Here is a 24,998-nt window from a genome sequence, read left to right on the forward strand (position 1 = left end):
TCCAGCCTGGGAGTGTTCTCCAACCATGATCATAGCTTCTGACATCGAACTGCGCGCCGGAGCCCGCCTGCTCATCGAGGGTGCGTCGTTCCGGGTCAACGCCGGGGACAAGATCGGGCTCGTCGGGCGCAACGGCGCGGGCAAGACCACGTTGACCCGGGTGCTGGCCGGTGAGGGGATCCCCGCCTCGGGCACGGTCACCATCACCGGTTCGGTGGGCTATCTGCCGCAGGACCCGCGCACGGGCGACCTCCAGGTGATCGCCCGCGACCGCATCCTGTCGGCGCGCGGGCTGGACGAGGTGCTGCGCGAGCTGCGCGAGGCCGAGCAGGGCATGTCCTCGGCCGACCAGCGCACCAGGGACCGCGCGGTGCGCGCCTACGGGCGGCTGGAGGACCGGCTGCACGTCCTGGGCGGATACGCCGCCGAGTCGGAGGCCGCCTCGATCGCCTCCAGCCTCGGGCTGCCCGACCGGGTGCTCACCCAGCCGCTGGAGACCCTCTCCGGAGGTCAGCGCAGGCGGGTGGAGCTGGCCCGGATCCTGTTCAGCGGGGCGGAGACTCTCCTGCTGGACGAGCCCACAAACCACCTCGACGCGGACTCGATCAGCTGGCTCCGTGACTTTTTGCGATCACATCAGGGTGGCTTGATCATTATCAGCCACGACGTCGGTCTCCTTGAAGCGACGGTAAACCGGGTTCTGCACCTGGACGCCAACCGTGCGGTGATCGACACCTACAACGTCGGCTGGAAGGCCTATCTCGCCCAGCGGGAGACCGACGAGAAGCGCCGCAGGCGTGAGCGGGCCAACGCCGAGAAGCAGGCCTCGGCGCTGATGGCGCAGGCCGACAAGATGCGGGCCAAGGCCACCAAGGCCAAGGCGGCCCAGGACATGCAGCGCCGCGCCGAGCGGCTGCTGTCCGGCCTGGAGGTGGAGCGGCGCAGCGACAAGGTCGCCAAGCTCCGCTTCCCCCAGCCCGCCCCGTGCGGGCGCACCCCGATCACGGCGACCGAGCTGTCGAAGTCCTACGGCTCGCTGGAGGTCTTCACCGACGTCAACGCCGCCGTGGACCGGGGCACGAGGGTCGTCATCCTGGGCCTGAACGGCGCGGGCAAGACCACGCTGCTGCGCATCCTGGCCGGCATCGAGAAGCCCGACACCGGCGAGGTGAAGCCGGGGCACGGCCTCAAGCTGGGCTACTACGCCCAGGAGCACGAGACGATCGACCCCGAGCGGACCGTGCTGGAGAACATGCGCTCGGCCGGCGGGGAACTCGCCGACGTCGAGCTGCGCAAGGTCCTGGGCTCGTTCCTGTTCACCGGCGACGACGTGGACAAGCCCGCGGGCGTGCTGTCGGGCGGGGAGAAGACGCGTCTGGCCCTGGCCACGCTGGTGCTCTCGGCGGCCAACGTCCTGCTGCTCGACGAGCCCACCAACAACCTCGACCCGGCCAGCCGCGAGCAGGTTCTTTCGGCGCTGAGGTCCTATTCCGGGGCGATTGTCCTAGTTACGCATGATGAGGGTGCTGTCGACGCTCTGCAGCCGGATAGGGTGATCTTGCTGCCTGACGGAGTTGAAGACGCGTGGAGCGACGAATTTTCCGATCTTGTGGCACTTGCCTGATCTTAATTTGAGCGGGTACGGATCTTTTCCCTAGGAGTAGGTAGCCGATCCCGCAGAAATGACTGATCATGGCGGAGTAACGCTGCGGAAGTCTGGCACTACAGGAGGTACTCGTGGCCGAGACTCTGAAGAAGGGCACCCGGGTGACCGGGGCCGACCGTGAAAAACTGGCCGCCGATCTCAAGAAGCGCTACAGCTCGGGCGAGAGCATCCGCGCCCTGGCCGCTTCGACCGGCCGCTCGTACGGGTTCATCCACCGCATCCTCAGCGAGTCCGGCGTGACTCTGCGAGGGCGCGGCGGCGCCACCCGAGGCAAGTCCAAGCGCTGACCCCGCCTCGGAACGCGCGACCGCAGCCGCTCGTCCGCCGTCAACCGTCCGCCCGGGCCTATAGAACCTCATTCTGGAGACTCGATAGGCTCGGGCGAGATGGACGGCACGTCAATGGGAGGGCGAGCGATGACGGAAGTGGCGCCTGGGGGGAGGGCGGAGAAGGTCTCCCTGGAGGAGGCCGGTCTGCGCTTCGAGGTGGACGGCGAGATCGCGACGGTAACGCTGGCCCGGCCGGAAAAGCGGAACGCACAGACGTTCGCCACCTGGTCGGCACTGGCTCAAATCGGTGAGAACCTGCCGCAGCAGGTGAGAATCGTCGTGGTCCGAGGTGAGGGGCCGTCCTTCTCGGCAGGGATCGACCTGCGGATGTTCACCCCGGAGGGGGTTCCCGGACAGGGCTCGTTCGCCAGCGCCGCGACCCTCGAGGGCAAGGCCTTCGAGGAGCGGATCGCCAAGGCTCAGGAGGGGTTTCTGTGGCTGAGGCGTCCGGACATCGTCTCGATCGCGGCCGTCCAGGGACACGCCGTCGGGGCCGGATTCCAGCTCGCGCTGGCCTGTGACCTGCGCATCCTGGCCGACGACGCCAAGCTGTGCATGAAGGAGCCCGCGCTGGGGCTGGTGCCCGACCTGACCGGGACCAAGCCCCTGGTCGACCTGGTCGGCCTGTCCCGCGCCGTCGAGATCTGTCTCACGGCGCGGGTCGTGGGGGCCGAGGAGGCCGCCAGGATCGGCCTGGCCGAGCTGGTCGTCGCGCCCGCGGAGCTGACGCAGGCCGTGGCGGACCTGTCGGCCGCGCTGCTGGCGACCAACCGGGACGCCGCCGCGGCCACCAAGAGGCTGCTGCAGGGCGCCTCGGTCCGCACGCTGGAGGAGCAGTGTGCGGCCGAGCGCCGGGAGCAGGCGCAGCGGATCAGATCGCTGTTCGGCTGATCACGTCCTTCCCGGGTCACGCGGGGCGATCGTGTTCGCCTCTGGCTGACCCGGGAATCGCGTAGCCTCTCCCGGTGCTCGCATCGGGAGAGGAGGTCACATGACGATGATGGGCGGGGGGTTCGGTCCCCAGGCGATGCGCTCGCTCCGGCGCGACAGTTCCGTGACGAAGGAGCGGCTCGCCCCGGGGACGGTCAGACGGATCGCGCGCTACGCGCGGCCGTTCTCCCGGCACATCGCCGCCTTCCTCGCGCTGGTGGTGCTCGGTTCGGTCATCGTGATCGTCAACCCGCTGCTGATGAAGGCGATCATCGACGAGGGCATCGCGAACAAGGACACCGCCCTCGTCGTCCGGCTCGCGCTGGCCATCGCCGCGCTCGCGGTCGTGGACGCCGCGCTCGGCCTGGCCCAGCGCTGGTTCTCCGCCCGCGTCGGTGAGGGACTGATCTACAACCTGCGCACCGAGGTCTTCGACCACGTGCAGCGCATGCCGGTGGCGTTCTTCATGCGGACCCAGACCGGCGCCCTGGTCTCCCGGCTCAACACCGACGTGATCGGCGCCCAGCGGGCGCTGACCAGCACGCTGTCGTCGGTGGTCTCCAACGTGGTCATGCTGGTGCTGGTGCTCGGCGCCATGATCGCCCTGTCCTGGCAGATCACCGCGGTCGCCCTGGTGCTGCTGCCGATCTTCATCTTCCCGGCCAAGTGGGTCGGCAGGAAGATGTCCGGGCTCACCCGCGAGCAGATGGAGCTCGACGCCGAGATGAGCTCCATGATGACCGAGCGCTTCAACGTCGCCGGCGCCATGGTCGCCAAGCTGTACGGCAGGCCCGAGGAGGAGGCGGAGGTCTTCGGCGGCCGGGCCGGGCGGGTCCGCGACGTCGGCGTCACCGTCGCCATGTACGGGACGGTGTTCCGGGTCGCCCTGGGCCTGGTGGCCGCCCTGGCCACCGCGCTGGTGTACGGCGCCGGCGGGGTGCTGGCCGTGAACGGCGCCTTCGAGGTCGGCACCCTGGTCGCGCTGGCCGCGCTCCTGATGCGCCTGTACGGCCCGCTGACGAGCCTGTCCAACGTGCACGTGGACGTGATGACCGCGCTGGTCAGCTTCGACCGGGTCTTCGAGGTCCTCGACCTCAAGCCGATGGTCGCGGAGAAGCCCGGGGCCGAGCCCGTCCCGGCGGGTCCCGCCACGGTGGAGTTCGACGAGGTCGTCTTCCGCTATCCGGCCGCCTCGGAGGTGTCGCTGGCCTCGCTGGAGTCGGTGGCCAGGCCCGACACCGGGCAGAGCCACGAGGTGCTGCGGGGCATCGGCTTCACCGCCCGCCCCGGCGAGCTGGTCGCGCTGGTCGGCCCCTCGGGCGCGGGCAAGACGACCATCACCTCCCTGGTCTCGCGGCTCTACGACGTCAACGAGGGCGCGGTGCGGATCAACGGCATGGACGTGCGCGAGGCCACCCTCGCCTCCCTGCGCGACACCGTGGGCGTCGTGATGCAGGACGCCCACCTGTTCCACGACACCATCGGCGCCAACCTGCGCTACGCCCGGCCCGGCGCGACCGACGGGGAGATCTGGGAGGCGCTGCGCGCCGCGCAGATCGCCGACCTGGTCGAGTCCCTGCCCGAGGGGCTGGAGACCGTGGTGGGCGATCGCGGCTACCGGCTGTCCGGCGGCGAGAAGCAGCGCCTGGCGCTGGCCCGGCTGCTGCTCAAGGCGCCCCGGGTGGTCGTGCTGGACGAGGCCACCGCGCACCTGGACTCCGAGTCGGAGGCCGCCGTGCAGCGGGCGCTCAAGACGGCCCTGGCCGGCCGGACCTCGCTGGTCATCGCCCACCGCCTGTCCACCATCCGCGAGGCCGACCAGATCCTGGTGGTCCAGGACGGGCGGATCGTGGAGAGCGGCCGCCACGAGGAACTGCTGGCCAAGGACGCCGTCTACGCCGAGCTGTACCGCACCCAGTTCGCCCACGACCGCTGACGCCGAGCCGTACCGCACCCGGTTCGCCCACGACCGCTGACGCCGAGCCGTACCGCACCCGGTTCGCCCACGACCGCGACGCCGTCCCGGCGTCGTGGTCAGCGGTAGCCCAGGCGGGTGAGCTCCTCGCGGCCGACCTTCTCCACCAGCGCCGCGTCCTCCGCGCGCAGCCGGGTGCGCCAGACGCCCGTCCTCGGGACGCCGCGGCCGTACAGGGAGATCCGGGACACCGGCGTCTCCAGGAAGCGGGACAGGGCCTCCAACGCCTCGGCGGGGGAGGCGACCATGTCCTCGTAGCGCAGCGTCAGCAGCTGTTCGCGGGGCAGCTCCCGGTGGAGCTCGGCCGACAGGCGCACGGCCCCGCGCCAGCGCAGCGCGCACTTGCCGGCCGTGGACATGGCCTTCCACCGCTCGACGTGCTCGGCGGACTTGACGCCCAGGAAGGCGTTGGGGAACTCGGTCTCGTCGCTCAGCATGGCCGGCCTGAACCACGACAGCGCCGCCGGATCGGCCATCATGTCGGCGGCCACGTCGCGGCCGTCGCGGATGAGCTGGACGAACCGGGCGTCGGGGAAGGCCTGCAGCAGCACCTGCGCGCTGTAGATCAGGTCGGGGCTGGCGTCGCCGAAGCGGGCCACGGTGCCCGAGACGACGCACGGGCCCGCCCCCGTCACGTTCCCCGCCTCCCGGCACGCGGCCGGGCACTCGACGCAGGCGCCGGGCAGGATCTGCCAGGCCTCGGCCATGGCGTCGCGCAGCACGCGGGTGGCCCCCAGGCCGCGGCGGGCGATGGAGGGACGGCGGGCGAAGGCGTGCACGACGTGGGTCACCGAGGAGCGGCCCATGGTGACGTGGAAGCCCGGGGAGCGTTTGAGGGCACGGGCGAGCAGGTCCGCGCCGGAGTGCGGGGCGGCGAGCACGAAGACCGGCCTGCGGACCTTGATGCCGTTGACCACGAGGATGTGGGTCGGAGGTCGCATATCTGACCCCAAGTGTGGCACCGTTTGCCGGGTGAACGAACCGGCCACGCCCGTCAGGCCCGGGACAGAGGGCGCATCGGCACCGCCCGCCCGTCCGGTGACAGGGGCCGCGGCGACCCGGCTCGGCGCAGAGGTCGCGTCCGCTCCATCCGCCCGACCGGGCACGCAGGCCGTTCCCGTTCCCCCCGCCCGGCCCGGCACGCAGGCCGCGATCGTCCCGCCCGTTCTGCGGCCCGGTGACACGGTCGCGGTGGTCTCCCCCTGCGGTCCTCCCGATCCGGTACGGCTGGCGCGCGGCGTCCGGGTGCTGCGGGACCTCGGGCTGAAGGTCGTCGTCGGGCCGCACGCGCTGGAGCGCGACCGCTATCTGGCCGGCTCCGACGCCCACCGGGCGGCCGATCTGCAGGAGGCCTGGTGCGATCCGGCGGTCTCGGCCGTGCTGTGCGCCAGGGGCGGGTACGGCGCGACCCGGATCCTGGGCCTGCTCGACTGGGAGACGATGCGGGCGGCCGGGCCGAAGACCCTGGCCGGTTCCAGCGACGTCACCGCCCTGCACCGGGCCTTCGCCGTCGAGCTCGGCGTCATGTCCTGGTTCGGCCCGATGCCTGCCTGCTCCACCATCAGCGACGACGACGGGCCGGAGCCCCGCACCTTCGAGCACTTCACCGCGGCCCTGTTCGCCCAGGCCCCGCCGGTCAGCGGCGACCGCGTCCTGTCCCCGGGTGCCGCGACGGGTCCCGTCACCGGGGGCAACCTGTCGCTGCTGGCCGCGCTGTGCGGCACGCCGTACCAGATGGACGCCCGGGGCCGGATCGTGCTGCTGGAGGACGTCTGCGAGGCGCCCTACCGGATCGACCGGATGCTCACCCAGCTGGCGCAGGCGGGCGCGCTGGAGGGGGCGGCGGGGTTCGCGCTCGGCTCGTGGGTGGAGTGCGGCGATCCCTATCCGGTGCTGGAGGAGCACCTGGCCCCGTTCGGCGTTCCTGTAGTCGCGGGGTTGCCCGTTGGGCATGGATCACCCCAGCTCAGTGTGCCAATGGGGGCACTTGGTGCTATTGATGCTGAATCGTGCTCTCTGGCCTGGTCCATCCACAATCGGGACAGGGCACCCTAGGGAGGGGAGAAAAATCGGCAGAGGGGATGCACGCGTGAGGCTGTTCCGGCGGCATCGCGACCGGCGGGCCGAGACACCGCCGCCGCGGCGGATCGAGGACGTCGATCTCGATTCGCTGCTCGGCCTGGTCGCCGACTCCCTCGGTTACACCTGCTCCTTCGCCCCCGACGGCGGCACGCTGACCCTCTCCGGGCCGCGCGAGATCACGGTACGGCTGGCGGGGCTGCGCGCCGAGGCCGCCCGCCGCTCCCGCGAGGACTGGCCCGTGCTGGTCTCCGAGCACCTCTCGCACGTCCTGGCCACGGTGGACGAGCCGCTGGACGCCTGCGACCTGGCCCAGGTCCGCCCGATGCTGCGGACCCGCGTCCAACTCGACGACGACCTGCTGTCGGAGCACGTGGTGGGCCGCCACCTGACCGCCGACCTGGTCGAGGTGCTGACGGTCGGCTACGGCGCCGGTGTGCGCCCGGTCCGCCCCGAGGAGGTCGGCTGCTGGCCGATCACCGCCGCCCAGGCGCTGGAGCTGGCCCTGGACAACGCCCACCAGGACGAGCGCCTCTCCGTGATCGAGGACGACCTCGGCGGGGTGGCGATCCTGCGGCTGACCGGCCCCACCGCCTGCGCCGCCGCCCACCTGCGCCGCCTGGACGACTATCTGCCCGTTCCCGACGACGGCGTGCTCGTGGTGCTGCCCGACCCGGCGACGATGATCGTCCATCCCGTCGAGGGCATCGGCGTCGTGCGGGCGATCGAGCGGCTGCGGCTCTTCGGGCAGTGGGAGTTCGAGCGGGGATCCGACCCGCTCAGCCCGCAGGTGTACTGGTGGCACGGCGGTCGCCTGGCCCTGATCAAGGCCGAGCTGGTCGACCAGGACGGTCAGCTGCGACTGGTCGTGGCCCCGCCTCCGGAGTTCGCCCGGGTGCTCGCCGCCCTGGCCGGGCGCTCCGGGGGGACGCCGGAGAGCTGACGGACGTCGCCGGAACGCGGAAAATCACGAGATATCCGCGGATCGTAGGAAGATGGTCTTCCGCTCCGGATCCACGCTGTCGTTCCTTTCGTACATTCTGGATCGTTCCCAGAGTGCCTGCCCCGGATGGGACGCGGGCGGTGGATGCGAGATGATGCGGGTTCGCATCGACGAGCGGGTTCGCATCGATGAGGAGTGAGAAATGGCGCAGTGGTGCCTCGGCGTGGATCTCGGCACGAGTTTCTCCGCCGGGGTGATAGCGGCCGAGGGACGCTTCGACATCCTCGAGGTGGAGGGGGAGAGGCGCATCCCCTCCGCCGTGATGCTCGACGAGCGCGGCACCCTGGTGGCCGGCCGGGTCGCCCAGCGGGGGATCGGCATCAGCCCCGAGCGGGTCGAGCGCAACCCCAAGCGCTACGTCGGCCGCGGCAGGATGCTGCTCGGCGGGGTCCCCGTGGACGTCACCGACGCCATGGCGGCGCTGCTGGAGCTGTTCGTGAGCGAGGGCCGGCGGCGCTTCGACGGGGCGGCGCCCGACTGCATCGCGCTGACCCACCCGGTCGCCTGGAGCGAGGAGCGCAAGGCGGTGCTGGTGGCGGCGGCCAAGAAGGTCGTGCGCGGCGTGCGCATCGTGCTCATCGACGAGCCGGTGGCCTCGGCCCGTTACTTCGCCTCCGCCGGAAGGGTGGCCGCGGGCTCGCACCTGGCGGTCTACGACCTGGGCGGCGGCACCTTCGACGCGGCCGTGCTGACCGTGGACGGCAGCGACTTCAAGGTCGTCGGCGAGCCGGGGGGCCACGACGAGATCGGCGGCGAGAGCTTCGACGAGCAGGTCTTCGCCTTCCTCGGCACGCAGATCGAGACCCACGACCCCGAGTGGTGGGAGCAGGTCACCACCAGCTCCGAGCGCCGCTACCTGAGCTACGCCGCCGACCTGTTCAAGATGGCCAGGGAGGCCAAGGAGGCCCTGTCCAAGTTCGACACCTCCTCGCACTACGTGGTGGGCATCAACGAGGACGTGCACATCACCAGGTCCGACCTGGAGGGCCTGATCGGGGAGGAGATCGTCAAGACGGTCGACATCCTCGACGAGACCATCCGCCGCGCCGGAGTGGCGCGCGAGGAGCTGGGCGCGGTGTTCATGACCGGCGGCGCCAGCCGGATGCCGCTGGTCCAGCAGGTCGTGCGCGAGCGCCACGGCGAGATGGTCAAGACCTACGACGACCCGAAGATCGTGGTCGCGTACGGCGCCGCGCAGCTCGCCTGGAAGCTCAAGGTCGAGCCCCGCGACACCGGCGGCCACAACATCCCCTCGCGCACCGGCTCCGGCCAGCGGCCCGGCTCGACCGGCGCGCACCAGGCCCTCGTGGGCCCCTCCGGCGGCCCGACCGGGGGGCACCAGGCAGCCGTCGGCCCCGTTCCGGCCGGTCCCGTTCCGGCCGGCCCCTCAGGAGGCCACCAGTCCTTCCCGGGAGGCGGTCCCACCGGAGGGCACCCGGCCGTCCCGGCGGGCCTGCAGGGCGGCCCCCAGGCCCCGGCGGGCCCCGCGGGCGGCTCGACCGGGGGGCACCCCGTCGTCTCCGGCCGGTCCTCCTCCGCCGGTCCCCAGGTCCAGGGGATCGAGAGAGTGATGGACGGGGTGCTGGAGGCGCGCGCCGAGAGCGGCAGGGTCTTCGTCCACCAGGCCTTCGAGGCCGGTCACTTCCTGCGCAGGCTCGACGGGATCGGCGGCCGGCACGACCGCGAGCTCGGCTTCGGCCGCCTGGTGGAGTGGGCCGCCTCCGGCGAGGGCGTCGTCACGGTGGAGCAGGTCGGACCGGCGCAGGTGCTGGCCCGCACGCTCACCCCCGACCTGGTCGTGCGCTCCACCCATCCCCTGCAGATGTGGGGCAACCCGACCGTGCTGGCCCACGGGCCCGTCGCGTGGGTCTTCTACCAGCCCCGCCAGATCATCGCGGTCGACTCCACCGTCGGCCTGCCCTGGGGGGAGACCGGCCACCTGTCGATGCTCGAACTCAGCCTCGGCGGGGGCTTCTTCCACGAGCCGCTGCCCCGCGACCTCGGCGCCTACGCCCAGTGGTTCGTCAACGAGGACCACCGGCAGCGGCGGCTGCTCGACCAGGACGCGCCCAGCGGCACCGAGCCGGCGCCCTCGGTGGGCGCACCGGGCTGCACGGTCGTGCTGGGGCAGTTCAGCAGCAACAAGCCGCTGTTCGCCAACCGGCACCAGGACTTCCGGCCCTGGCAGGTGCTGTGCCTGATCGATCCGGGCGGCATCGTGCGCCCCACGGTCCGCGAGGCGGGGCGCAGCTGGCTGCACCAGGTCGTCCTGCACAAGGGCAGGTGGTTCACCGCCAGTTCGGCGGGGCTGGAGGCCGACACCGCCGACGGCCGCACCACGCTGGTCATGCCGCGTCCGCGGGCCGGGGCGCTGCGCTGGTTCCCGGCGGGCAACCACATCTACGCCGTCGGCACCGACCAGGTCAGCCCCGCCCGCGGCTGGTCGGTCGGGGTCTTCGACGAGCGCGGCCACAAGGTGGACTTCCTGATGGGCAAGCAGTCGGCGACGCTGTCGGGTCACCTGACCTCCCGTCACCGCTGGGAGCGCCCGCGCATGGTCGCCGACGGCGACTCCATGTGGATGACCATGCTGGACGCCGGGCGCAGCAGGCTCCTGCACGTCACCCCGGGCGGCGCCCGCGAGGTGCACCGCACTCCGGGCAGCTTCGAACCCGTCGCCAGGGTCCCCACGGGCCTGCTGTGCCTGCACCGTCCCGACGACGTCACCGGCACCGCCAGGGACCACCCCGCGACACTGGTGCACCTGCCCCTGTGAGCCCCGCCTCCGCGAGGCCGCGGGGAGGCGGGGCCGTCCGGGACCGGGCGGCCCCGGACGGGGCATGCCCGCTCCCGGCCGACACGCCGGGCCGGAACCCCCTCCGGCGGGAATCTCCCGCTTAACCTGCGATGACAGGGTGCGTGAAGGTCCACTCGGGCGCGGCTCCGCCGGACGGGACCGGATCGGCCGATCGCAATCACGGGGGAGATCACGATGAAGCATGCGGCTGTCCGGCGGCCGGGCCGTCCGGCACTGGTGGCGGCGCTGGCCGGGGGGATGGTCCTGACCGGCGGCGTGCCCGCGGCGCACGCCGAGCCCGTCGCGTCCGCCGCGCCCGCGAAGGTCGAGGCGAAGCTGGGACCGTTCGGATATCGCGGTGTGGAGCCGGGGATGAGCGCCAGGGAGGCTCGCGCGACCAGGAAGATCGTGCGCACGGGCGGCTGGCGGAACTGCACGGAATGGGACTTCAAGACGGGCCCGCACCACCGCACCGGGCCGGACGTGCTCATCTCCAGGCGGTACGGCGTGGCCGCCGTCTTCGCCGGCGAAGGCGTCGAGACCCCCAGGGGCATCGGGATCGGCTCCACCCGGCGGCAGCTGGAGAGGGCCTACCCCAACCTGTCGACGGCCGGCAGCGGCTATCCCGTCGCCACCGTCAGGAAGAACCCGAAGGTCTTCTACTTCTTCCTCCTGGACGGCGGGAGGATCTACCAGATGGGCCTGGTCCTCAAGAGGCAGGACTGCGCGAACTGAGGCGCCACGACGCCGCGCGGCACCCGTGAGACCGCCCGGGGCCGGGACACCGGCCGGTGTCCCGGCCCCGGGCACGCGTTCTGCGGGCCGTGCCTCAGCGGCCGAGGGCGGCCACGGCGGCGGCGAGCTCCTTGCGCAGCTCCATGCCGCGGGCGGTGAGGGTGTCGATCGCGGCCATCCGGTCCTGGCCGGACTGGCGGGCCTTCTTGCGCTCCTCGGCCGAGCGGGCGGAGGCGGCCTTGAGCTCGGCGCGCCGACTCTCCAGCTCCTTGCGCCGCCGCATCAGGCTCTCGTCGGCGACCTGCTCGACGTTCACCCGCCAGGTGGCGACCATCCGCTCCAGGTCCAGCGTCATCTCCCGGGAGACCAGGGAGAACTGGTCGCGCAGGGCGCTTCTGAGCGCGGCCTGGTTGCGCTGCACCTTCTCCATCGAGCGCCGCCCCATGAAGATGGCCGCCCCGATCGCCGGGGCCACCAGGATGAAGCCCACCGGGCCGAGCAGCGTCGCGGCGAAGCCGCCCAGGGACAGGCCGATCGAGGCCGAGGGCAGTACGTCGCGGACCATGTCCACGTTCTCCGGGGCGTCGGCGGCCATGTCGCCCCTGACCTGGATCTGCGACAGGTTGGGCAGGGCGCGCCGGTCGACGGCCAGGTCCACCGGGTCCAGGCCGAGGTCGCGGGCGAAGGCGTCCAGGGTGTTCCTGGCCAGCCTCTCCACGTCGTAGACGATCTGCGACCAGGCGGCCTCCAGCGAGCGCTGCACGCTCATCGGCAGCTCGGCCATGTAGCGGTCGATCTGATCCTGCTTCTTCAGCGTGGCGATCGCGTTCTCGTACGGCTGGCGGATCTCGGCGGTGCGCGCCGCCACGATGCCGGCGACCTCCCGCCCGAGGAAGGTGTTGGCCACCGCGCCCGCCCGGCGCCGGGCGGCCAGCTCGGTGAGCTCCTCCAGCCCGGCCTCGACCTGGGCCAGCCGGGCGGCCACGTCGTTCTCGTCGTCGGAGCCGGCGGCCACGTCGTCCTTGGCCCCGGTGCCCAGCGAACCCAGGACCGACAGCGCGGCGTTGACCACGGTGGCGCCGCGGGCGAAGTCGCGGCCCTCGGCGAAGCCCCGCAGGTGCCGCTCCAGCACGTCCATGCCGCTGCGCGCCCGCAGCGTGTCGGCGCGCTCCTGGCGGCCCTCCCGCCGCTTGGCCTCGGCGGCCTCGGCCAGCTTGGAGCTCACCGGGATCCAGGGGGCATCCAGCAGCGGGTTGAGCGTCGCTGCCCGGTCCGGGTTCTCCGCGACCGCCTGGGTGACGAAGGTCCTCAGCCGGGCCTGGTTCTCCTCCATCAGGGTCCGCCAGTTGGCCGAGTCCTCCACCTTGGTCAGCACGAACACGATCGCCTGGACCCGCTCGGCCGCCTCGGCCAGGAACTCCAGCTCGTGCCGGAGCACCGGCTGGTCCTGCGCGCTGAGCGTGAACAGCAGGGCGTCGGCCCGCTGGAGCATGGCGACGGTCACCTGCCGGTGCCCCACGGTGAGACTGTCCACGCCGGGGGTGTCGAGCAGGCGCAGGCCGTCGAGCAGGGGGTTGTCCAGCGTGATGTCCACGCTGACGACGTCGCGGCGCTTGCCGGCGTCGCCGCGCATCGAGGCGTAGTCGGGGATCGACTCGACGGTGATGGGGGTCTGGACCGGCCCGGCGTCGGTGCCGCGGTGCACGACGGCGGCCAGCTTGGGGCCGCGCCGCAGGGACAGGAAGCAGTTGGTGGCGACGTCGGCGTCGACCGGGACGAGGTCGGGGTGGCCCACCAGCGTGTTGATCAGGCGGCTCTTGCCCCGCTTCTGCGCCCCGGCGACCACGATGTCGGTGCATTCGTCCTTCCACCGGGCCGCGGAGCCGGCCAGCACCTCCGCCAGGTCCGCCCTGCCGCACCGGCCGGCCAGCGAGTGCACCTCGTTGGCGTAGCGCAGCAGCCGGGCCACCGGGCCGTTGGGGTCAGGGGTGGTCATCTTCGTGTCTCTCCTGTCGGGGATGGGGTGCCGTACGGGGCCGGGGTCACCGGCGCGAGGCGCCGTCCTGGTGGTGTTGCGACCAGATGGCCTCGTAGGCGTCACAGAGGGCCTCGGCCGCCCGCCGCTGCCGCAGCGAGATCGGCCGGTGGGTGAGGACCCGGAACCGGGCGCTCAGGGCGGCGGCGTAGCCGGCGATCTCGGCGCGGGGGGCGCCGGGCGGGGCGCCGAGCTGGGTGGCCAGCTCGGTCCCGGCGAGCAGCATCTCCAGGGCCCGCTTGTCGGCGGCGGGCACCATGGGGCTGGAGCGCAGGACCTCGACCGCGGCGGGGTCCACGGGCACGGGCGGCAGCGCCTCGCCGCCGGTCTCGGCCGCGCCGTCGCCCTCCTCCAGGGAGGAGATGACGAGATCCTCCAGGACGGTCAGCACGTCCCTGGCGCGGTGCCCGGCGCTGCGGCCCTCGTTCATCATGGCGAGCCTGCGCCAGCGCGTCGTGGCCGCGGTGGCCGCGGCGGCGATCTCCTGCCGGGAGGCGCCCGCGGGCAGCCCGAGCTGCTCGGCGGGGTCGTCGTTGCGGGCCAGGCTCAGCAGCTCGGCGGTCATCTCCTCGTTGAGGACCAGCGTGCCCCGGCCGAGCGCCTCGGCCGCGGTGAAGATCCGCAGACCGCCCAGGGCGGTCGCGATCGGCCGGTTCTCGTCGAGCTGGGCCGCCAGCGCGTCCAGGGTGGCGCGGTCCGATCCCAGCGCGGGCGTGCGGGCGAGTTTGCGCAGCCGGGTCAGGGCGTCGAGCGCCTTGAGCTGGTCGGCGCGGCGCGCGAAGTGGGCCAGGCCCGCCGCCACGGAGCCGGTGGCCGCGCGTCCGGCCGAGGCGTAGCCCGAGCGGTGGAGCAGGCAGGCCGCCAGCGCGGCGGGGTCGGCGGCCTCGCCGCGGCGGATCGCCTCGACCGCGACGCGGATGCCGTAGCGGTGCAGCCGCTCCACCAGGCGGCGCCGTACCTCGGCCGGGACGGGCAGGTCGGAGGCGGTGCGGAAGTCCTCCAGGTCGAGCAGGTAGTCCTCGAGGTCGTCCTCGTCGAGCTCGGCCAGGCGGCGCAGGGCCTCGAAGTCCTCACCGTCCAGCGGGTGGGCGCGCGCGGTCTCGGCCAGCAGGCCGATCACCGGGACCACGTCGAAGACGGAGGTGCGCAGGTCCCGGTAGCCGCCGGAGGCCAGGCGCCGGGCGGTCGGCCACGGGTCGTCCTCGTCGCCGCGCCGGTCGATCTGGCCGAGGACGGCCAGGGTGTTGACGCAGCTCATGCCGCACGCGCCGGTCAGGCCGCGGAACTCCGCCAGGGCGGTGTCGTCGAACTTCTGGACGTACCGCAGCACGTAGATCATCGCCTGCGCCCGGTCGTCCTCGTCGCCGGAGCCGAACAGCATGCTCCGGGCCGCCTGCTCGTTGACGGCGGTGACGGTGTTCATGCCGGGGGTGTCGATGATGGTCACCGTGCGCAGCGAGGGCAGGTTCAACGTCACGCGCAGGCGCCGGATCCTGGCCACCGGCACGCCGAGCTCGGACGGGAGCCGGTGACCGGGCAGCAGCCGCGAGTAGGCCGCGGTCCCGTCGGTGAGCTCGATCGTGATGCGGCCGTCGTCCTCGCCGTACTCGTACTGCGTGACCACGAAGGTGCACTCACCGGCGTCCACCGGGGCGACGGGCAGCCCGAGCAGGGCGTTGACGAGGGTGGACTTGCCGCTGCTGACCGCGCCGGCCACCGCGACGCGCAGCGGCGCGTCGAGGTCGGCGCGCACCCGCGCCACCCGCTCGCGCAGGTCCGCCCCGGCGAGCCTGGCGGAGGTGCTGTCGCACAGGCGGCGCAGCAGGTCGGCCGGGTTCGCCGTCACAGGCCACCGCCGAACAGGTCCCAGCCGCCGTGGACGTCGTCGTGGGCGTGCGGGTCCTCACCGTGGTCGCCGGGGTCCCCGTGGTCGCTGCCGGGGTCGCCGGGGTCCGGGTCCTGCCAGGCGTCCTCCGTGCCGAACGGGCCGTCCGCGCCGGCGTCGTCCTGCCCGGAGGGGCCGTCCACGTCGAACGGGCCGCTCGCGTCGTCGGCGGGGGCGTCGGAGGAGTCCGGCGCGTGCTCGCCCGAGAGGGCGTCCTGGTCGGGGAGCAGGGACAGGTCGGCCTCGTCCGAGGAGAACGTCTGGGCGAACATGTCCGCGCTCTCCTCCTCGGTCGGCGCGGGGACCGCGTCGAAGAGGAGTCGACGCAGCTCAGTCAGGTCGTCTGACTCTCCCTCCAGTGCTCCGAATTCTGTATTGTTACGGTCCAATATCATGGCGGACTACCTCATACCGGGCGTACGTGCGGCGTGATGTCATTGGCTGATTTTCCACCTCGGGAGGATGGGCGACCGATGACGAGTGGGTCCCTGAGCAGTGCCGTCGAGGACGAGAGCCTTCTCGTCGTGGCGGCGCGGGCGGGTGATGAGACCGCCTTCGCCGCGCTGTGGTCCACGGCGCAGCGTCAGGCCTTCGGCGTCTGCTACCACCTGACCGAGAACCGGGCCGACGCGCTCGACGCGCTGCAGGAGACCCAGCTCGCCGCCTGGAAGGGCCTGGCCACCTTCGAGGGCAAGGCGCCCTTCCGGGCCTGGGTCCTGGCCATCGCGCGCAACGCCGCCCTGGCGGTCGTACGGCGTCGCGCTCCCGGGGGAGCCGTCTTCTCCGAGGTGGTGGAGGACTCGGCGGTCACCGATCCCTTCGAGGACACCGTGGCGGAGCTGACCGACCTGCGCCGGGCCATGTCCGCCCTGCCGTCCTCCCACCGGGAGGCGCTGCTGCTGTGGGCGGGCGGACTGACCTACGAGCAGGTCGCCGGCACCCTCGGCGTGTCCATCAACAACGTGAAGGTCTGGATCCACCGCGCCCGGCGCAAGCTCCAGGCCGAGCTCGGCGGCTGACCGGGCCACGGCGCCGTCCCCGGAGGCCGGTCCCGCGGCGTCGCGCCCGGTGACCGGCCTCTCGGCGTCGAGCGCGGCGGACGGCCTCACGGCGCCGCCTCCGGCTGCGGAGCCGCGGGCGGCTCATAGCGGTAGACGGCGACCTGGGGCACGCGGAGCACCCGGTCGCCGTCGGCGTATCCCTGCTTGACGGTCTCGGCTACGACGTCGTGCAGCTCCGGCCGGTCGGTCGGCTCGGTGCCGAACGCCTCGTGCAGGCGCGGGTCGAAGCGCTGCCCGTCGGCGACGATCTGCCGGACGCCGGCCCGGTTGAGCCCGTCCAGCAGCGTGCCGGCCAGCTGGGGATGCCGCTCGGCGATCTGGTCCCAGTAGTCGATGCAGGTCTCCACCAGGGTCTCCCGACCGGGGGTGCCATCGGCGAACAGGCGCTCCACCTGCTGGGTGAGCGCCTGGCTGATGCCGCTCCCGGCGACCTGCCGCAGAACGTCCTGCAGCGGATCGGGCCCCGGGTGCGGTACGGCGGGCGGCTGGGACGACATGGGCGCTCCGGGGGGCGTGGCGGACTCGGACGGTGGGGCGGACGGCACACCGGATCCCGCGACCGGCGCGGCCGATCCGGACGGTGCGGCCGATCCGGGCGGTGTGACCGGCGCGGCTCCCGGCGGCGCGGGCGGCGGGGCCGCCGCGGACCGCGCGGGTGACGCACCGGATCCGGCCGGCGCGGGCCGTCCGGCGGGTGCGCCGGGTCCGGAGGGCAGCGTGCCCGGTCCGGAGGAGGGTGCGCCGGGTCCGGAGGATACCGGGCCCGCAGGACCGCCCTGCCAGGCGGCGGGGGCCGCCGGTGCGGCGGTGCGGTCGCGCCGCCACAGCAGCACGCCTATCACCACCACGACGATCCCCAGCGCCGCCAGCACGAGCGCCAGCAGCAGCGGCGGCAGGCCGAAGGGGCCGGGCGCCTGCCTCGTGACGGGCCCTTCCGCGGTCTCCGCGGCGCCGGACCCGCCGGGCTCCTGCGCGGCGCCGGACTCGCCGGACCGCTCCTCGGGACCGTCCTTGGGCTGCAGGGGCCGGACGGCGCCCTTGTCCCTGCTCTCCGGCTCGGGGGGCGACGACTGCGTGGCGGTGGCGGCCGCCCCTCCGCCGGACCCCGCCGCGCCTCCGCCGGACTCCACCGAGCCGCAACCGGTCAGCGCCAGGCCGCCCAGGAGCAGCATGGCAAGGAGTACGCGTCGGTCTCTCATCGGTGGCCTTCCTCGTCGGCGGGCCCGCACGACCCAGGTCTGACGTCCCCCCGCAGGGGGTCGCACGGGCTCATGCCGGGTGGTCTGGTCAGGCCGTCGGGAACGGACCCTGGTACTCGGTGTAGTCGGAGACGCCGTCGCCGTTGAGGTCGACGCGGATCTCGTCGGCCAGGCCGTCGCCGTTGTGGTCGAGGTAGACCACGTCGGTGACGCCGTCGCCGTCGGTGTCGTAGCGCTCCTCGTCGGCCACGTAGTCGCCGTCGGTGTCGATCAGCTGGGCGTCGGTGCCGCCGTCGCCGTCGTAGTCGACGTAGTCGGTGGTGGTGACCTCGAACTCGCTCATTGTTCCGTTCCTTTCGGGTGCGTTCGTCAGATAAGAGTGGCCGCCCGCGAGGATTGTTACAGCGGGTTCCAAGATTTTTTCCGGCCTCTTCCGGCTCCGGGGCACGGGAGCGCCCCGGAACGCGACGGGCTCGCGCAACCGCAGGTCAGAGCAGGTGAGATGGAGCCGGCGTGGCGGTCAGCCCAGAGCCCTGGCCGCGTGGATCAGCGGGACGTGGCTGAAGGCCTGCGGGAAGTTGCCGACCTGGCGGCCGTAGCGGGGGTCGTACTCCTCGGCGAGCAGGCCGACGTCGTTGCGCAGCGTCAGCAGGCGCTCGAACAGCTCCACCGCCTCGTCCCGGCGCCCGATCATCACCAGGGCCTCGGCGAGCCAGAAGCTGCACGCCAGGAACGCGCCCTCGCCGCCGGGCAGGCCGTCCACGTCGTTGTCCCTGGAGACCGGGTAACGCAGCACGAACCCGTCGACCATCAGCTCGCGCTCGATCGCCTCGATGGTCCCGATCACCCGGGGGTCGTCCGGCGGCAGGAAACCGACGATCGGGATGAGCAGCAGGGCGGCGTCCAGCTCGTGCGAGCCGTAGGACTGGGTGAAGGTGTTGCGGTCGGGGTCGTAGGCCTTGTCGCAGATCTCGGCGTGGATCCGGTCGCGCAGTTCCCGCCAGCGCTCCGCCGGGCCCTCGTGCCCCAGGACCTCCACGTACTTGACCGCGCGGTCCAGGGCGACCCAGCACATCATCTTGGAGTGGGTGAAGTGGCGGCGGGGGCCGCGCACCTCCCACAGGCCCTCGTCGGGCTCGTCCCAGTGGGCCTCGACGTACTCCATGAGCCGGCGCTGGATGCTCCAGGCGCGCTGGTCCGGCTCCAGGCCCGAGGTCCGCGACATGTACATGGAGTTCATGACCTCGCCGTAGACGTCGAGCTGGAGCTGGTTGACCGCGCCGTTGCCGATCCTGACCGGCCGGGAGCCCTCGTAGCCGGCCAGCCAGGGCAGCTCCATCTCGGGCAGGCGGCGTTCCCCGGCGACGCCGTACATGATCTGCAGGTCCTCGGCCCGGCCGGCGATGGCGCGCAGCAGCCACGCGCGCCAGTCGCGGGCCTCCTGCAGATAGCCGGAGTCGATCAGGGCGTCCAGGGTCATGGTCGCGTCGCGCAGCCAGCAGTAGCGGTAGTCCCAGTTGCGCACCCCGCCCAGGTCCTCGGGCAGGGAGGTGGTGGCGGCCGCGACGATCCCGCCGGTGGGGGAGTAGGTCAGCGCCTTCAGGGTGATCAGGGAGCGGACCACGGCATCGCGCCAGGGGCCCTTGTAGGTGCACTGCGCCACCCAGTCCGCCCACAGCGCCTCGGTCCCGGTCAGCTCCTCGAACGGGTCGATGTCGACGGGCGCGGGCTCGTGGGAGGGGTGCCAGGTGAAGACGAAGGCCATCCGCTCCCCTTCGGAGATCCGGAAGGAGGCCTCGTGCGCGTAACCGTGGTGGTGCAGCGGCACGGGCGAGTGGAGCCAGACGGAGTCGGGGCCGCCGACGGCGTGCAGCACGCCGTCGTCGCGGCGCACCCAGGGCACGATCCGGCCGTAGTCGAAGCGGATGTGGATCTCGGTGCCCATCTCCACCGTGCCCGAGACGCCTTCCACGATCCTGACCAGGTCGGGGTTGGCCTGCCGGGGCGGCATGAAGTCGATCACCCGGACGGTGCCGGTGCCGGTGTCCCACTCGCTCTCCAGCACCAGGGTGTCGCCGCGGTAGCGCCGGCGGGTGGCGGGCAGGCGCTCCTCACCCGCCGGACCGAGCCACCACTGCCCGTTGTCCTCGTCGCCGAGCAGCGCTCCGAAGCACGACGGGGAGTCGAAGCGGGGCAGGCAGAGCCAGTCGATGGACCCGTTCCGGCCGACGAGGGCCGCTGACTGCATGTCGCCAATGAGGGCGTAGTCCTCGATCCGCATGATCTGACGCTAATACCCAAGATGGCGGGATCACACCCAGATCACTGGCAGATGTCCCGGAGCAGGCCGGGTCAGTCCTGTCCGGCCGTCCGGGGCAGGCTCAGGCGCGGCATGAAGAACTGGGTCAGCGGCCCGATGGCGAGGGCGAAGACCACGGTGCCCAGGCCCACGGTGCCGCCGAGCAGGAAGCCGATCACCAGCACGGTCACCTCGATGAGGGTGCGGGCCAGCCGGATCGACAGGCCCAGGCGGACCAGGCCGGTCATGATGCCGTCGCGGGGGCCGGGGCCCAGGCCGGCGCCGATGTACAGGGCCGTGGCCGCGGCGATGGCGACGACGGCGAACAGCAGGTACGCCCACCGCACGACCGGCGAGTCCGGCGTGGGAGCCAGCCAGATCGCCGCGTCGGCGAACAGTCCCAGGAAGATCACGTTGCTGATCGTCCCGACGCCCGGCTTCTGCTTGAGAGGGATCCACAGCAGCATCGCCGCGGCGCCCACGATGATGATCCACGTCCCGATCGACAGGCCGAAGCGGATCGACAGGCCCTGGTGGAACACGTCCCAGGGGTCGTTGCCGAGCTGAGACTCGATCTGCAGGCCGATGCCGGCGCCGTACAGCGCCAGCCCCGCGTACAGGCGCAGGAGGCGGTTGGGGAAGGAGGTCACGGCGGGCAGGGAGAGTTCGCTCATAGTGGTACCGATCGTCCCGGTCGGCGGCCACGGGCAAAAGGTCCAATTAGGGAAAGTGGCCCTATGCTGGTCGGCATGGACCGGTATCTGAGCGGCCCCCAGCTCGCCCGCCTCGTGGCCATCGACCCCGGCGCCCGGCCGTACTACCGGGTCCTGGCGGAGAGCGTGCGCTCGCTGATCCTCGACGGGCGCCTGCCCGTGCGGGTGCGCGTGCCGGCCGAGCGTCACCTGGCCGAGGCGCTGGGCGTCAGCCGTACCACCGTGACCGCCGCCTACGACCGCCTGCGCGAGCAGGGATACCTGGAGAGCAGGCAGGGCGCGGGGAGCTGGACGGCGCTGCCCGACCCCGGCGCGCTGGGCACCGAGAACCCGTGGATCGCCGCCGGCGACGACGGCCTGCTGCCGATGCACTGCGCCGCGCCGCACGCGACCTCGGTGCTCCCGGCGGCGATCGCGCACGCGAGCGAGCACTATCCCCGCTACGCGCTCGGCATGGGCTACGACCCGGTCGGGATCGCGCCGCTGCGCGAGGCGATCGCCGAGCGCTACACCGCGCGCGGGCTCGCCACCCGGCCCGAGCAGATCCTCGTCACCACCGGCGCCCAGCAGGCGATCCACCTGCTGATCACGATGTTCCTGTCGGCGGGCGACCCGATGGTGATCGAGTCGCCCACCTACCCGCACGTGATCGACCTGGCCAGGATCCGCGGCGCCAGGATCGTCCCGGTCGGCGTCCCCGAGGACGGCTGGGACCTCGACCTGCTGAACTCCGCGATGGGCCAGTCGGGCGCCCGGCTGGCCTACGTGATCCCCGACTTCCAGAACCCGACCGGGCACCTGATGGACGACGCCGCGCGGGCCGGGCTGGTCGGCGCGGCCAGGAGGCACGGCACCACGCTGGTGGTGGACGAGACCTGGGCCGAGCTGGCGATCGACGAGGTGCCCAGGACCGCGCCGCTGGCCGCCTTCGACGTCGACAACCGCGTGATCAGCGTCGGCTCGGCCTCCAAGCTGTGGTGGGGCGGGCTGCGCATCGGCTGGATCCGCGCCACCGCGGCCACGGTCCGCCGCCTGGCCGTGCTGCGCGCGGCGGTGGACATCGCCAGCCCTCTGTTCGAGCAGCTCGTCGTGGCCCGGCTGTTCGAGGACATCGAGGAGACCAGGGCCGAGCGGCGCCGCACCCTCGGCGCCTCCAGGGACGCGCTGGCCTCCGCGCTGCGCGGGCGCGTCCCCGAGTGGTCCTTCACCGTCCCCCGGGGCGGGGGGTCGCTCTGGATCGGGCTGGACGGCCCCTCGGCGGGCGCGCTGGCCGACGCCGCGGCCTGCCACGGGGTACGGCTGGCGCCCGGCACGTGGTTCGGCGTGGACGGCGCCCTGGAGCGGCGGCTGCGCCTGCCGTTCACCCAGCCGCCCCAGGTGGTGGTGGAGGCGGTGGAGCGCATCGCCGAGGCCCGGCTCAGGGGATCCTACGGCGCGCGCCCGGCCGAGCCCCTCACCCCCGCCCTGTAGCGGCCAGGCCCCTCACCCCCGCCCTGTAGCGGCCGGGCCGCTCCGGCAGGCAGGGCCGCTCAAGCGGGCCGGGGCGATCCGGCGGGCCGGGCGGCTCACTCCTGCGGGCTGACGCCCCGGGCGAGGGGGGCCTGGAACCGGAACCACATGGCCGCGATCCGCAGGCAGAAGGCCAGCACCGCCGCCGCGAGGGTCGCGGGCCAGCCGTGCAGGTCCATGACCGACAGCATGGCCATCACCGCCGAGCCGAGCATGGCCGGCACCGCGTAGAACTGGCGGTCGTGCAGCAGTGTCGGGATCTGGCCGGCCAGCACGTCGCGCAGCACGCCGCCGCCGACCGCCGTGATCACCCCGAGCAGGGTCGCGTGCAGCGGGCTGAGGCCGTGGCTCATCGCCTTGGCCGTGCCGACCGCGCAGAACAGGCCCAGACCCGCCGCGTCGAAGACGTTCACCACGGGCATCACCCGCTCCACATGCGGATGCCAGAAGAACACGATCACGGTGGCGGCCAGCGGGGTCACGACGTAGCCGACGCTGTAGAAGGCGGCGGGCGTGACGTTGAGGATCAGGTCGCGCAGGATCCCGCCGCCCAGCGCGGTCATCGAGGCCAGCACGGCCATGCCGACCACGTCCAGCCGCCTGCGGACGCCGACGAGGGCGCCGGAGAGGGCGAAGACGAAGATTCCGACGAGATCGAGCACCTGAGTCACCGGAAAATCATCCCATGACCGGCTTTATGTCATGACGGTATGACACTCCGGTGCCCCGGAGCGTCGCCGGGGCGGCACTGCGGGTGACCGCCGTACGGCGCCGCGGGCGGGCGTGACCCCGTGCCGGCGGGGGCGTTGTCGCCGAGGTGTTGCCGCCGGGGTCTTGTGTGGGCTGACCTCGTGTGGTGCGATGCATCCCAATCGTGCAAGTAAGCACTTTCTGGAGGCGCGTCATGGCCGATGTCCTTGCGGAACGCATCTCTATCCAGGAGACGATCGCGGGCCGTACCGTGTGCGAGCAGCTAAAGCAGGCAGCGGAGAGCAATCCGGACGCGCCGGCCTACTCCGATCCGGACGGGGACGGCTGGAGGACCCTGACCTACGCCGAGGCCCGGCAGCGGGTCCTGGAGATCGCGGCAGGGTTCGCCGCGCTCGGCGTAGGGCGCGGTGACGCCGTCGCCCTCATGATGGTCAACCGCAGCGAGCACGTGCTGGCCGACCTCGGCGCCGTGCACGCCGGGGCCGTGCCGTGCTCGGTCTACGCCACTTTCGCCCCCGACCAGGTCGCCTTCGTCGCGGGCGACGTCGGGGCCAAGGTCGCGGTCCTGGGCGGCCCGGCCGAGCTGGCCCGCTGGGAGCCGATCCTGGAGGAGCTACCCGGGCTCACCAAGGTCGTGATGCTCGAAGGCGCCCCGGAGGGCGACCGGTTCATCGGCTGGGACGACTTCCTGGCGCTGGGCCGGGAGAGCCTGGCCGCGGACCCGGCCGCCGTCGACGCCCGCTGGCAGGCGGTCGGGGCCGACGACGTGCTGACGGTCCTGTACACCTCGGGCACCACCGGCAACCCCAAGGGCGTGCCGCTCACCCACGCGAACGTGTTCTTCGAGGTGGGCGCCACCGACCGGATGACCTCGCTGCCCACCCTCGGCACCCAGATCTCCTACCTCACCTACGCGCACATCGCCGAGCGGGTGCTCAGCCTGTACCTGCCGCTGTTCAAGGTCTCCCACGTCCACTTCTGCACCGACCTGGCGAACCTGGGCGCGACGCTCGGCAAGGTCAAGCCGGTCCTGTTCTTCGGCGTCCCCCGCGTGTGGGAGAAGATGATGGCCCGCCTGCAGGCCCTGCTGGCCACCCAGCCGGAGGAGCAGCAGGAGAACGTCCGCAAGGCCATGGCCGCCGGACTCGCCTACGTCGAGGCCGGCCAGTACGGCCGGACCGTGACGCCGGAGATCCAGCAGGCCTACGACCAGGCCGACGCCGCGCTCCTGTCGATCATCCGGTCCATGATCGGCTTCGACAACGCCCGCTGGCTGGCCACCGCCGCCGCCCCCATGCCGCTGGAGGTGCAGCGCTTCTTCGCGGGCCTGGGCATGAAGCTCCTGGACGTGTACGGCATGACCGAGACGACGGGCGCCTTCACCGCCAACAGCCCCGAGCACTACAAGCTCGGCACCGTCGGCCGCGCCGAGCCCGGAGTCGAGGTCCGCATCGCCGAGGACGGCGAGATCCTCACCCGCAGCCCGCTCAACACCAAGGGCTACCTGAACCGGCCGGAGGCCACCCAGGAGCTCCTGGACGCCGAGGGCTGGCTGCACACCGGTGACGTGGGCTCCATCGACGAGGACGGCTTCGTCAAGATCGTCGACCGGAAGAAGGAGCTCATCATCACCGCCGGCGGCGAGAACATCTCCCCGGCCAACATCGAGAACTACCTCAAGGAGCACCCGCTCATCGGCCAGGCCCTCGCCTTCGGCGACGGCAGGCCGTACCCGGTGGCCGTGCTCACCCTCGACGGCGAGGTCGCCCCCGGCTGGGCGCAGGCCAACGGCATCGCCTTCACCGGCCTGGCCGAGCTCGCCGCGCACCCCGACGTCCTCAAGGCCGTGGAGGCGGCGGTCGAGGCGGCCAACGAGAAGCTCGCCCGGGTCCAGCAGGTCAAGCGCTGGCGCCTGCTGCCGGTGGAGTGGACGGCCGAGACCGAGGAGCTCACCCCGAGCCTGAAGCTCAAGCGCCGCGTCATCCACGCCAAGTACGCCGAGGTCATCGCCGAGATGTACGAGGGCTGACCCCCGCGGGAAGCCTGACCGCCCGGAGACCCCGCTTCCCAGG

General features: G+C 72.5%; 20 protein-coding genes. 11 read left to right on the top strand and 9 right to left on the bottom strand.

Features of this window, described 5'->3' with window-relative positions:
* Window positions 1–25: 25 nt before the first annotated feature.
* The 4 genes from Psi01_RS26615 to Psi01_RS26630 all read left to right on the top strand — a co-directional run bounded on the left by Psi01_RS26615 (window position 26) and on the right by Psi01_RS26630 (window position 4,861).
* A complete protein-coding gene (locus tag Psi01_RS26615; protein ID WP_204066848.1) occupies window positions 26–1,624 on the top strand; it encodes an ABC-F family ATP-binding cassette domain-containing protein in 1,599 nt (532 codons plus the stop codon).
* Window positions 1,625–1,737: 113 nt separating this feature from the next.
* Window positions 1,738–1,953 (top strand): helix-turn-helix domain-containing protein, encoded by a 216-nt coding sequence (locus Psi01_RS26620; RefSeq protein WP_068924102.1) that lies wholly within the window; start codon window positions 1,738–1,740, stop codon window positions 1,951–1,953.
* A gap of 129 nt (window positions 1,954–2,082) precedes the next feature.
* Window positions 2,083–2,886, top strand: a complete 804-nt coding sequence (locus tag Psi01_RS26625; protein ID WP_204066849.1) for an enoyl-CoA hydratase/isomerase family protein — start codon at window positions 2,083–2,085, stop codon at window positions 2,884–2,886.
* 100 nt (window positions 2,887–2,986) lie between these two features.
* Window positions 2,987–4,861: an ABC transporter ATP-binding protein gene (locus Psi01_RS26630; RefSeq protein WP_204066850.1), complete on the top strand. Its 1,875-nt coding sequence runs from the start codon at window positions 2,987–2,989 to the stop codon at window positions 4,859–4,861.
* 98 nt (window positions 4,862–4,959) lie between these two features.
* Here the strand turns inward: Psi01_RS26630 and Psi01_RS26635 are convergent, their stop codons facing one another.
* A complete protein-coding gene (locus tag Psi01_RS26635; RefSeq protein WP_204066851.1) occupies window positions 4,960–5,841 on the bottom strand; it encodes a sulfotransferase family protein in 882 nt (293 codons plus the stop codon).
* 97 nt (window positions 5,842–5,938) lie between these two features.
* On the opposite strand from Psi01_RS26635, the gene Psi01_RS26640 reads away from it, so the two are divergent.
* The 4 genes from Psi01_RS26640 to Psi01_RS26655 all read left to right on the top strand — a co-directional run bounded on the left by Psi01_RS26640 (window position 5,939) and on the right by Psi01_RS26655 (window position 11,514).
* Window positions 5,939–6,955, top strand: a complete 1,017-nt coding sequence (locus Psi01_RS26640) for an LD-carboxypeptidase (protein ID WP_307819271.1) — start codon at window positions 5,939–5,941, stop codon at window positions 6,953–6,955.
* A gap of 34 nt (window positions 6,956–6,989) precedes the next feature.
* The gene (locus tag Psi01_RS26645) at window positions 6,990–7,922 is read left to right on the top strand and encodes a hypothetical protein (RefSeq protein ID WP_204066852.1); all 933 of its coding nucleotides are present in this window, start codon (window positions 6,990–6,992) and stop codon (window positions 7,920–7,922) included.
* Window positions 7,923–8,124: 202 nt separating this feature from the next.
* The gene (locus Psi01_RS26650) at window positions 8,125–10,758 is read left to right on the top strand and encodes an Hsp70 family protein (RefSeq protein ID WP_204066853.1); all 2,634 of its coding nucleotides are present in this window, start codon (window positions 8,125–8,127) and stop codon (window positions 10,756–10,758) included.
* Window positions 10,759–10,974: 216 nt separating this feature from the next.
* Entirely contained in the window at window positions 10,975–11,514 is a 540-nt protein-coding gene (locus Psi01_RS26655; RefSeq protein WP_204066854.1) for a hypothetical protein, read from the top strand.
* A 94-nt stretch (window positions 11,515–11,608) separates the two neighbouring features.
* On the opposite strand, the gene Psi01_RS26660 is transcribed toward Psi01_RS26655, so the two are convergent.
* Genes Psi01_RS26660 through Psi01_RS26670 form a run of 3 tightly spaced genes read right to left on the bottom strand, consistent with a single transcriptional unit; the run spans window position 11,609 to window position 15,706 of the window.
* Entirely contained in the window at window positions 11,609–13,510 is a 1,902-nt protein-coding gene (locus Psi01_RS26660) for a dynamin family protein (protein ID WP_204066855.1), read from the bottom strand.
* A gap of 46 nt (window positions 13,511–13,556) precedes the next feature.
* Window positions 13,557–15,395, bottom strand: coding sequence for a dynamin family protein (locus Psi01_RS26665; protein WP_204066856.1), 1,839 nt, complete (start codon window positions 15,393–15,395; stop codon window positions 13,557–13,559).
* Window positions 15,392–15,706, bottom strand: coding sequence for a hypothetical protein (locus Psi01_RS26670; protein WP_204066857.1), 315 nt, complete (start codon window positions 15,704–15,706; stop codon window positions 15,392–15,394). The genes Psi01_RS26665 and Psi01_RS26670 overlap by 4 nt, the downstream gene beginning before the upstream one ends.
* Before the next feature lie 201 nt (window positions 15,707–15,907).
* Here Psi01_RS26670 and Psi01_RS26675 point away from each other — a divergent pair, with 201 nt between their 5' ends.
* The gene (locus Psi01_RS26675; protein WP_204066858.1) at window positions 15,908–16,453 is read left to right on the top strand and encodes an RNA polymerase sigma factor; all 546 of its coding nucleotides are present in this window, start codon (window positions 15,908–15,910) and stop codon (window positions 16,451–16,453) included.
* A gap of 86 nt (window positions 16,454–16,539) precedes the next feature.
* Here the strand turns inward: Psi01_RS26675 and Psi01_RS26680 are convergent, their stop codons facing one another.
* From Psi01_RS26680 to yczE, 4 genes are all read right to left on the bottom strand, one after another.
* Complete coding sequence (locus Psi01_RS26680) at window positions 16,540–17,694, bottom strand: nucleotide exchange factor GrpE (RefSeq protein WP_204066859.1); 1,155 nt, start codon at window positions 17,692–17,694, stop codon at window positions 16,540–16,542.
* 88 nt (window positions 17,695–17,782) lie between these two features.
* Window positions 17,783–18,037 carry a hypothetical protein gene (locus tag Psi01_RS26685; protein WP_204066860.1) on the bottom strand — a complete coding sequence of 85 codons (255 nt, stop codon included), beginning with the start codon at window positions 18,035–18,037 and terminating at the stop codon, window positions 17,783–17,785.
* A gap of 177 nt (window positions 18,038–18,214) precedes the next feature.
* Entirely contained in the window at window positions 18,215–19,975 is a 1,761-nt protein-coding gene (locus Psi01_RS26690; RefSeq protein WP_204066861.1) for a glycoside hydrolase family 15 protein, read from the bottom strand.
* A gap of 71 nt (window positions 19,976–20,046) precedes the next feature.
* Window positions 20,047–20,667, bottom strand: coding sequence for a membrane protein YczE (yczE, locus tag Psi01_RS26695; RefSeq protein ID WP_204066862.1), 621 nt, complete (start codon window positions 20,665–20,667; stop codon window positions 20,047–20,049).
* A gap of 75 nt (window positions 20,668–20,742) precedes the next feature.
* Between yczE and yczR the strand changes: the two genes are divergently transcribed.
* Window positions 20,743–22,176, top strand: coding sequence for a MocR-like transcription factor YczR (gene yczR / locus Psi01_RS26700; RefSeq protein WP_239128038.1), 1,434 nt, complete (start codon window positions 20,743–20,745; stop codon window positions 22,174–22,176).
* A 95-nt stretch (window positions 22,177–22,271) separates the two neighbouring features.
* On the opposite strand, the gene Psi01_RS26705 is transcribed toward yczR, so the two are convergent.
* Window positions 22,272–22,886, bottom strand: coding sequence for a trimeric intracellular cation channel family protein (locus tag Psi01_RS26705; RefSeq protein ID WP_204066864.1), 615 nt, complete (start codon window positions 22,884–22,886; stop codon window positions 22,272–22,274).
* A 233-nt stretch (window positions 22,887–23,119) separates the two neighbouring features.
* On the opposite strand from Psi01_RS26705, the gene Psi01_RS26710 reads away from it, so the two are divergent.
* Entirely contained in the window at window positions 23,120–24,955 is a 1,836-nt protein-coding gene (locus Psi01_RS26710; RefSeq protein WP_204066865.1) for an AMP-dependent synthetase/ligase, read from the top strand.
* Window positions 24,956–24,998: the final 43 nt, after the last annotated feature.

It is taken from the genome of Paraplanobispora siamensis, assembly GCF_016863175.1.
Classification (GTDB): Bacteria; Actinomycetota; Actinomycetes; order Streptosporangiales; family Streptosporangiaceae; genus Planobispora; species Planobispora siamensis.

What these genes read in the sequence shown, in the direction of transcription:
- Psi01_RS26635 (WP_204066851.1), bottom strand. Translation starts at nt 5,841, where the DNA reads ATGCGACCTCCGACCCACATCCTCGTGGTCAACGGCATCAAGGTCCGC.
- Psi01_RS26625 (WP_204066849.1), top strand. Translation starts at nt 2,083, where the DNA reads ATGACGGAAGTGGCGCCTGGGGGGAGGGCGGAGAAGGTCTCCCTGGAG.
- Psi01_RS26710 (WP_204066865.1), top strand. Translation starts at nt 23,120, where the DNA reads ATGGCCGATGTCCTTGCGGAACGCATCTCTATCCAGGAGACGATCGCG.
- Psi01_RS26675 (WP_204066858.1), top strand. Translation starts at nt 15,908, where the DNA reads ATGACGAGTGGGTCCCTGAGCAGTGCCGTCGAGGACGAGAGCCTTCTC.
- Psi01_RS26630 (WP_204066850.1), top strand. Translation starts at nt 2,987, where the DNA reads ATGACGATGATGGGCGGGGGGTTCGGTCCCCAGGCGATGCGCTCGCTC.
- Psi01_RS26690 (WP_204066861.1), bottom strand. Translation starts at nt 19,975, where the DNA reads ATGCGGATCGAGGACTACGCCCTCATTGGCGACATGCAGTCAGCGGCC.
- Psi01_RS26685 (WP_204066860.1), bottom strand. Translation starts at nt 18,037, where the DNA reads ATGAGCGAGTTCGAGGTCACCACCACCGACTACGTCGACTACGACGGC.
- Psi01_RS26655 (WP_204066854.1), top strand. Translation starts at nt 10,975, where the DNA reads ATGAAGCATGCGGCTGTCCGGCGGCCGGGCCGTCCGGCACTGGTGGCG.
- Psi01_RS26680 (WP_204066859.1), bottom strand. Translation starts at nt 17,694, where the DNA reads ATGAGAGACCGACGCGTACTCCTTGCCATGCTGCTCCTGGGCGGCCTG.
- Psi01_RS26650 (WP_204066853.1), top strand. Translation starts at nt 8,125, where the DNA reads ATGGCGCAGTGGTGCCTCGGCGTGGATCTCGGCACGAGTTTCTCCGCC.
- Psi01_RS26615 (WP_204066848.1), top strand. Translation starts at nt 26, where the DNA reads ATGATCATAGCTTCTGACATCGAACTGCGCGCCGGAGCCCGCCTGCTC.
- yczR (WP_239128038.1), top strand. Translation starts at nt 20,743, where the DNA reads ATGGACCGGTATCTGAGCGGCCCCCAGCTCGCCCGCCTCGTGGCCATC.
- Psi01_RS26670 (WP_204066857.1), bottom strand. Translation starts at nt 15,706, where the DNA reads ATGTTCGCCCAGACGTTCTCCTCGGACGAGGCCGACCTGTCCCTGCTC.
- yczE (WP_204066862.1), bottom strand. Translation starts at nt 20,667, where the DNA reads ATGAGCGAACTCTCCCTGCCCGCCGTGACCTCCTTCCCCAACCGCCTC.
- Psi01_RS26660 (WP_204066855.1), bottom strand. Translation starts at nt 13,510, where the DNA reads ATGACCACCCCTGACCCCAACGGCCCGGTGGCCCGGCTGCTGCGCTAC.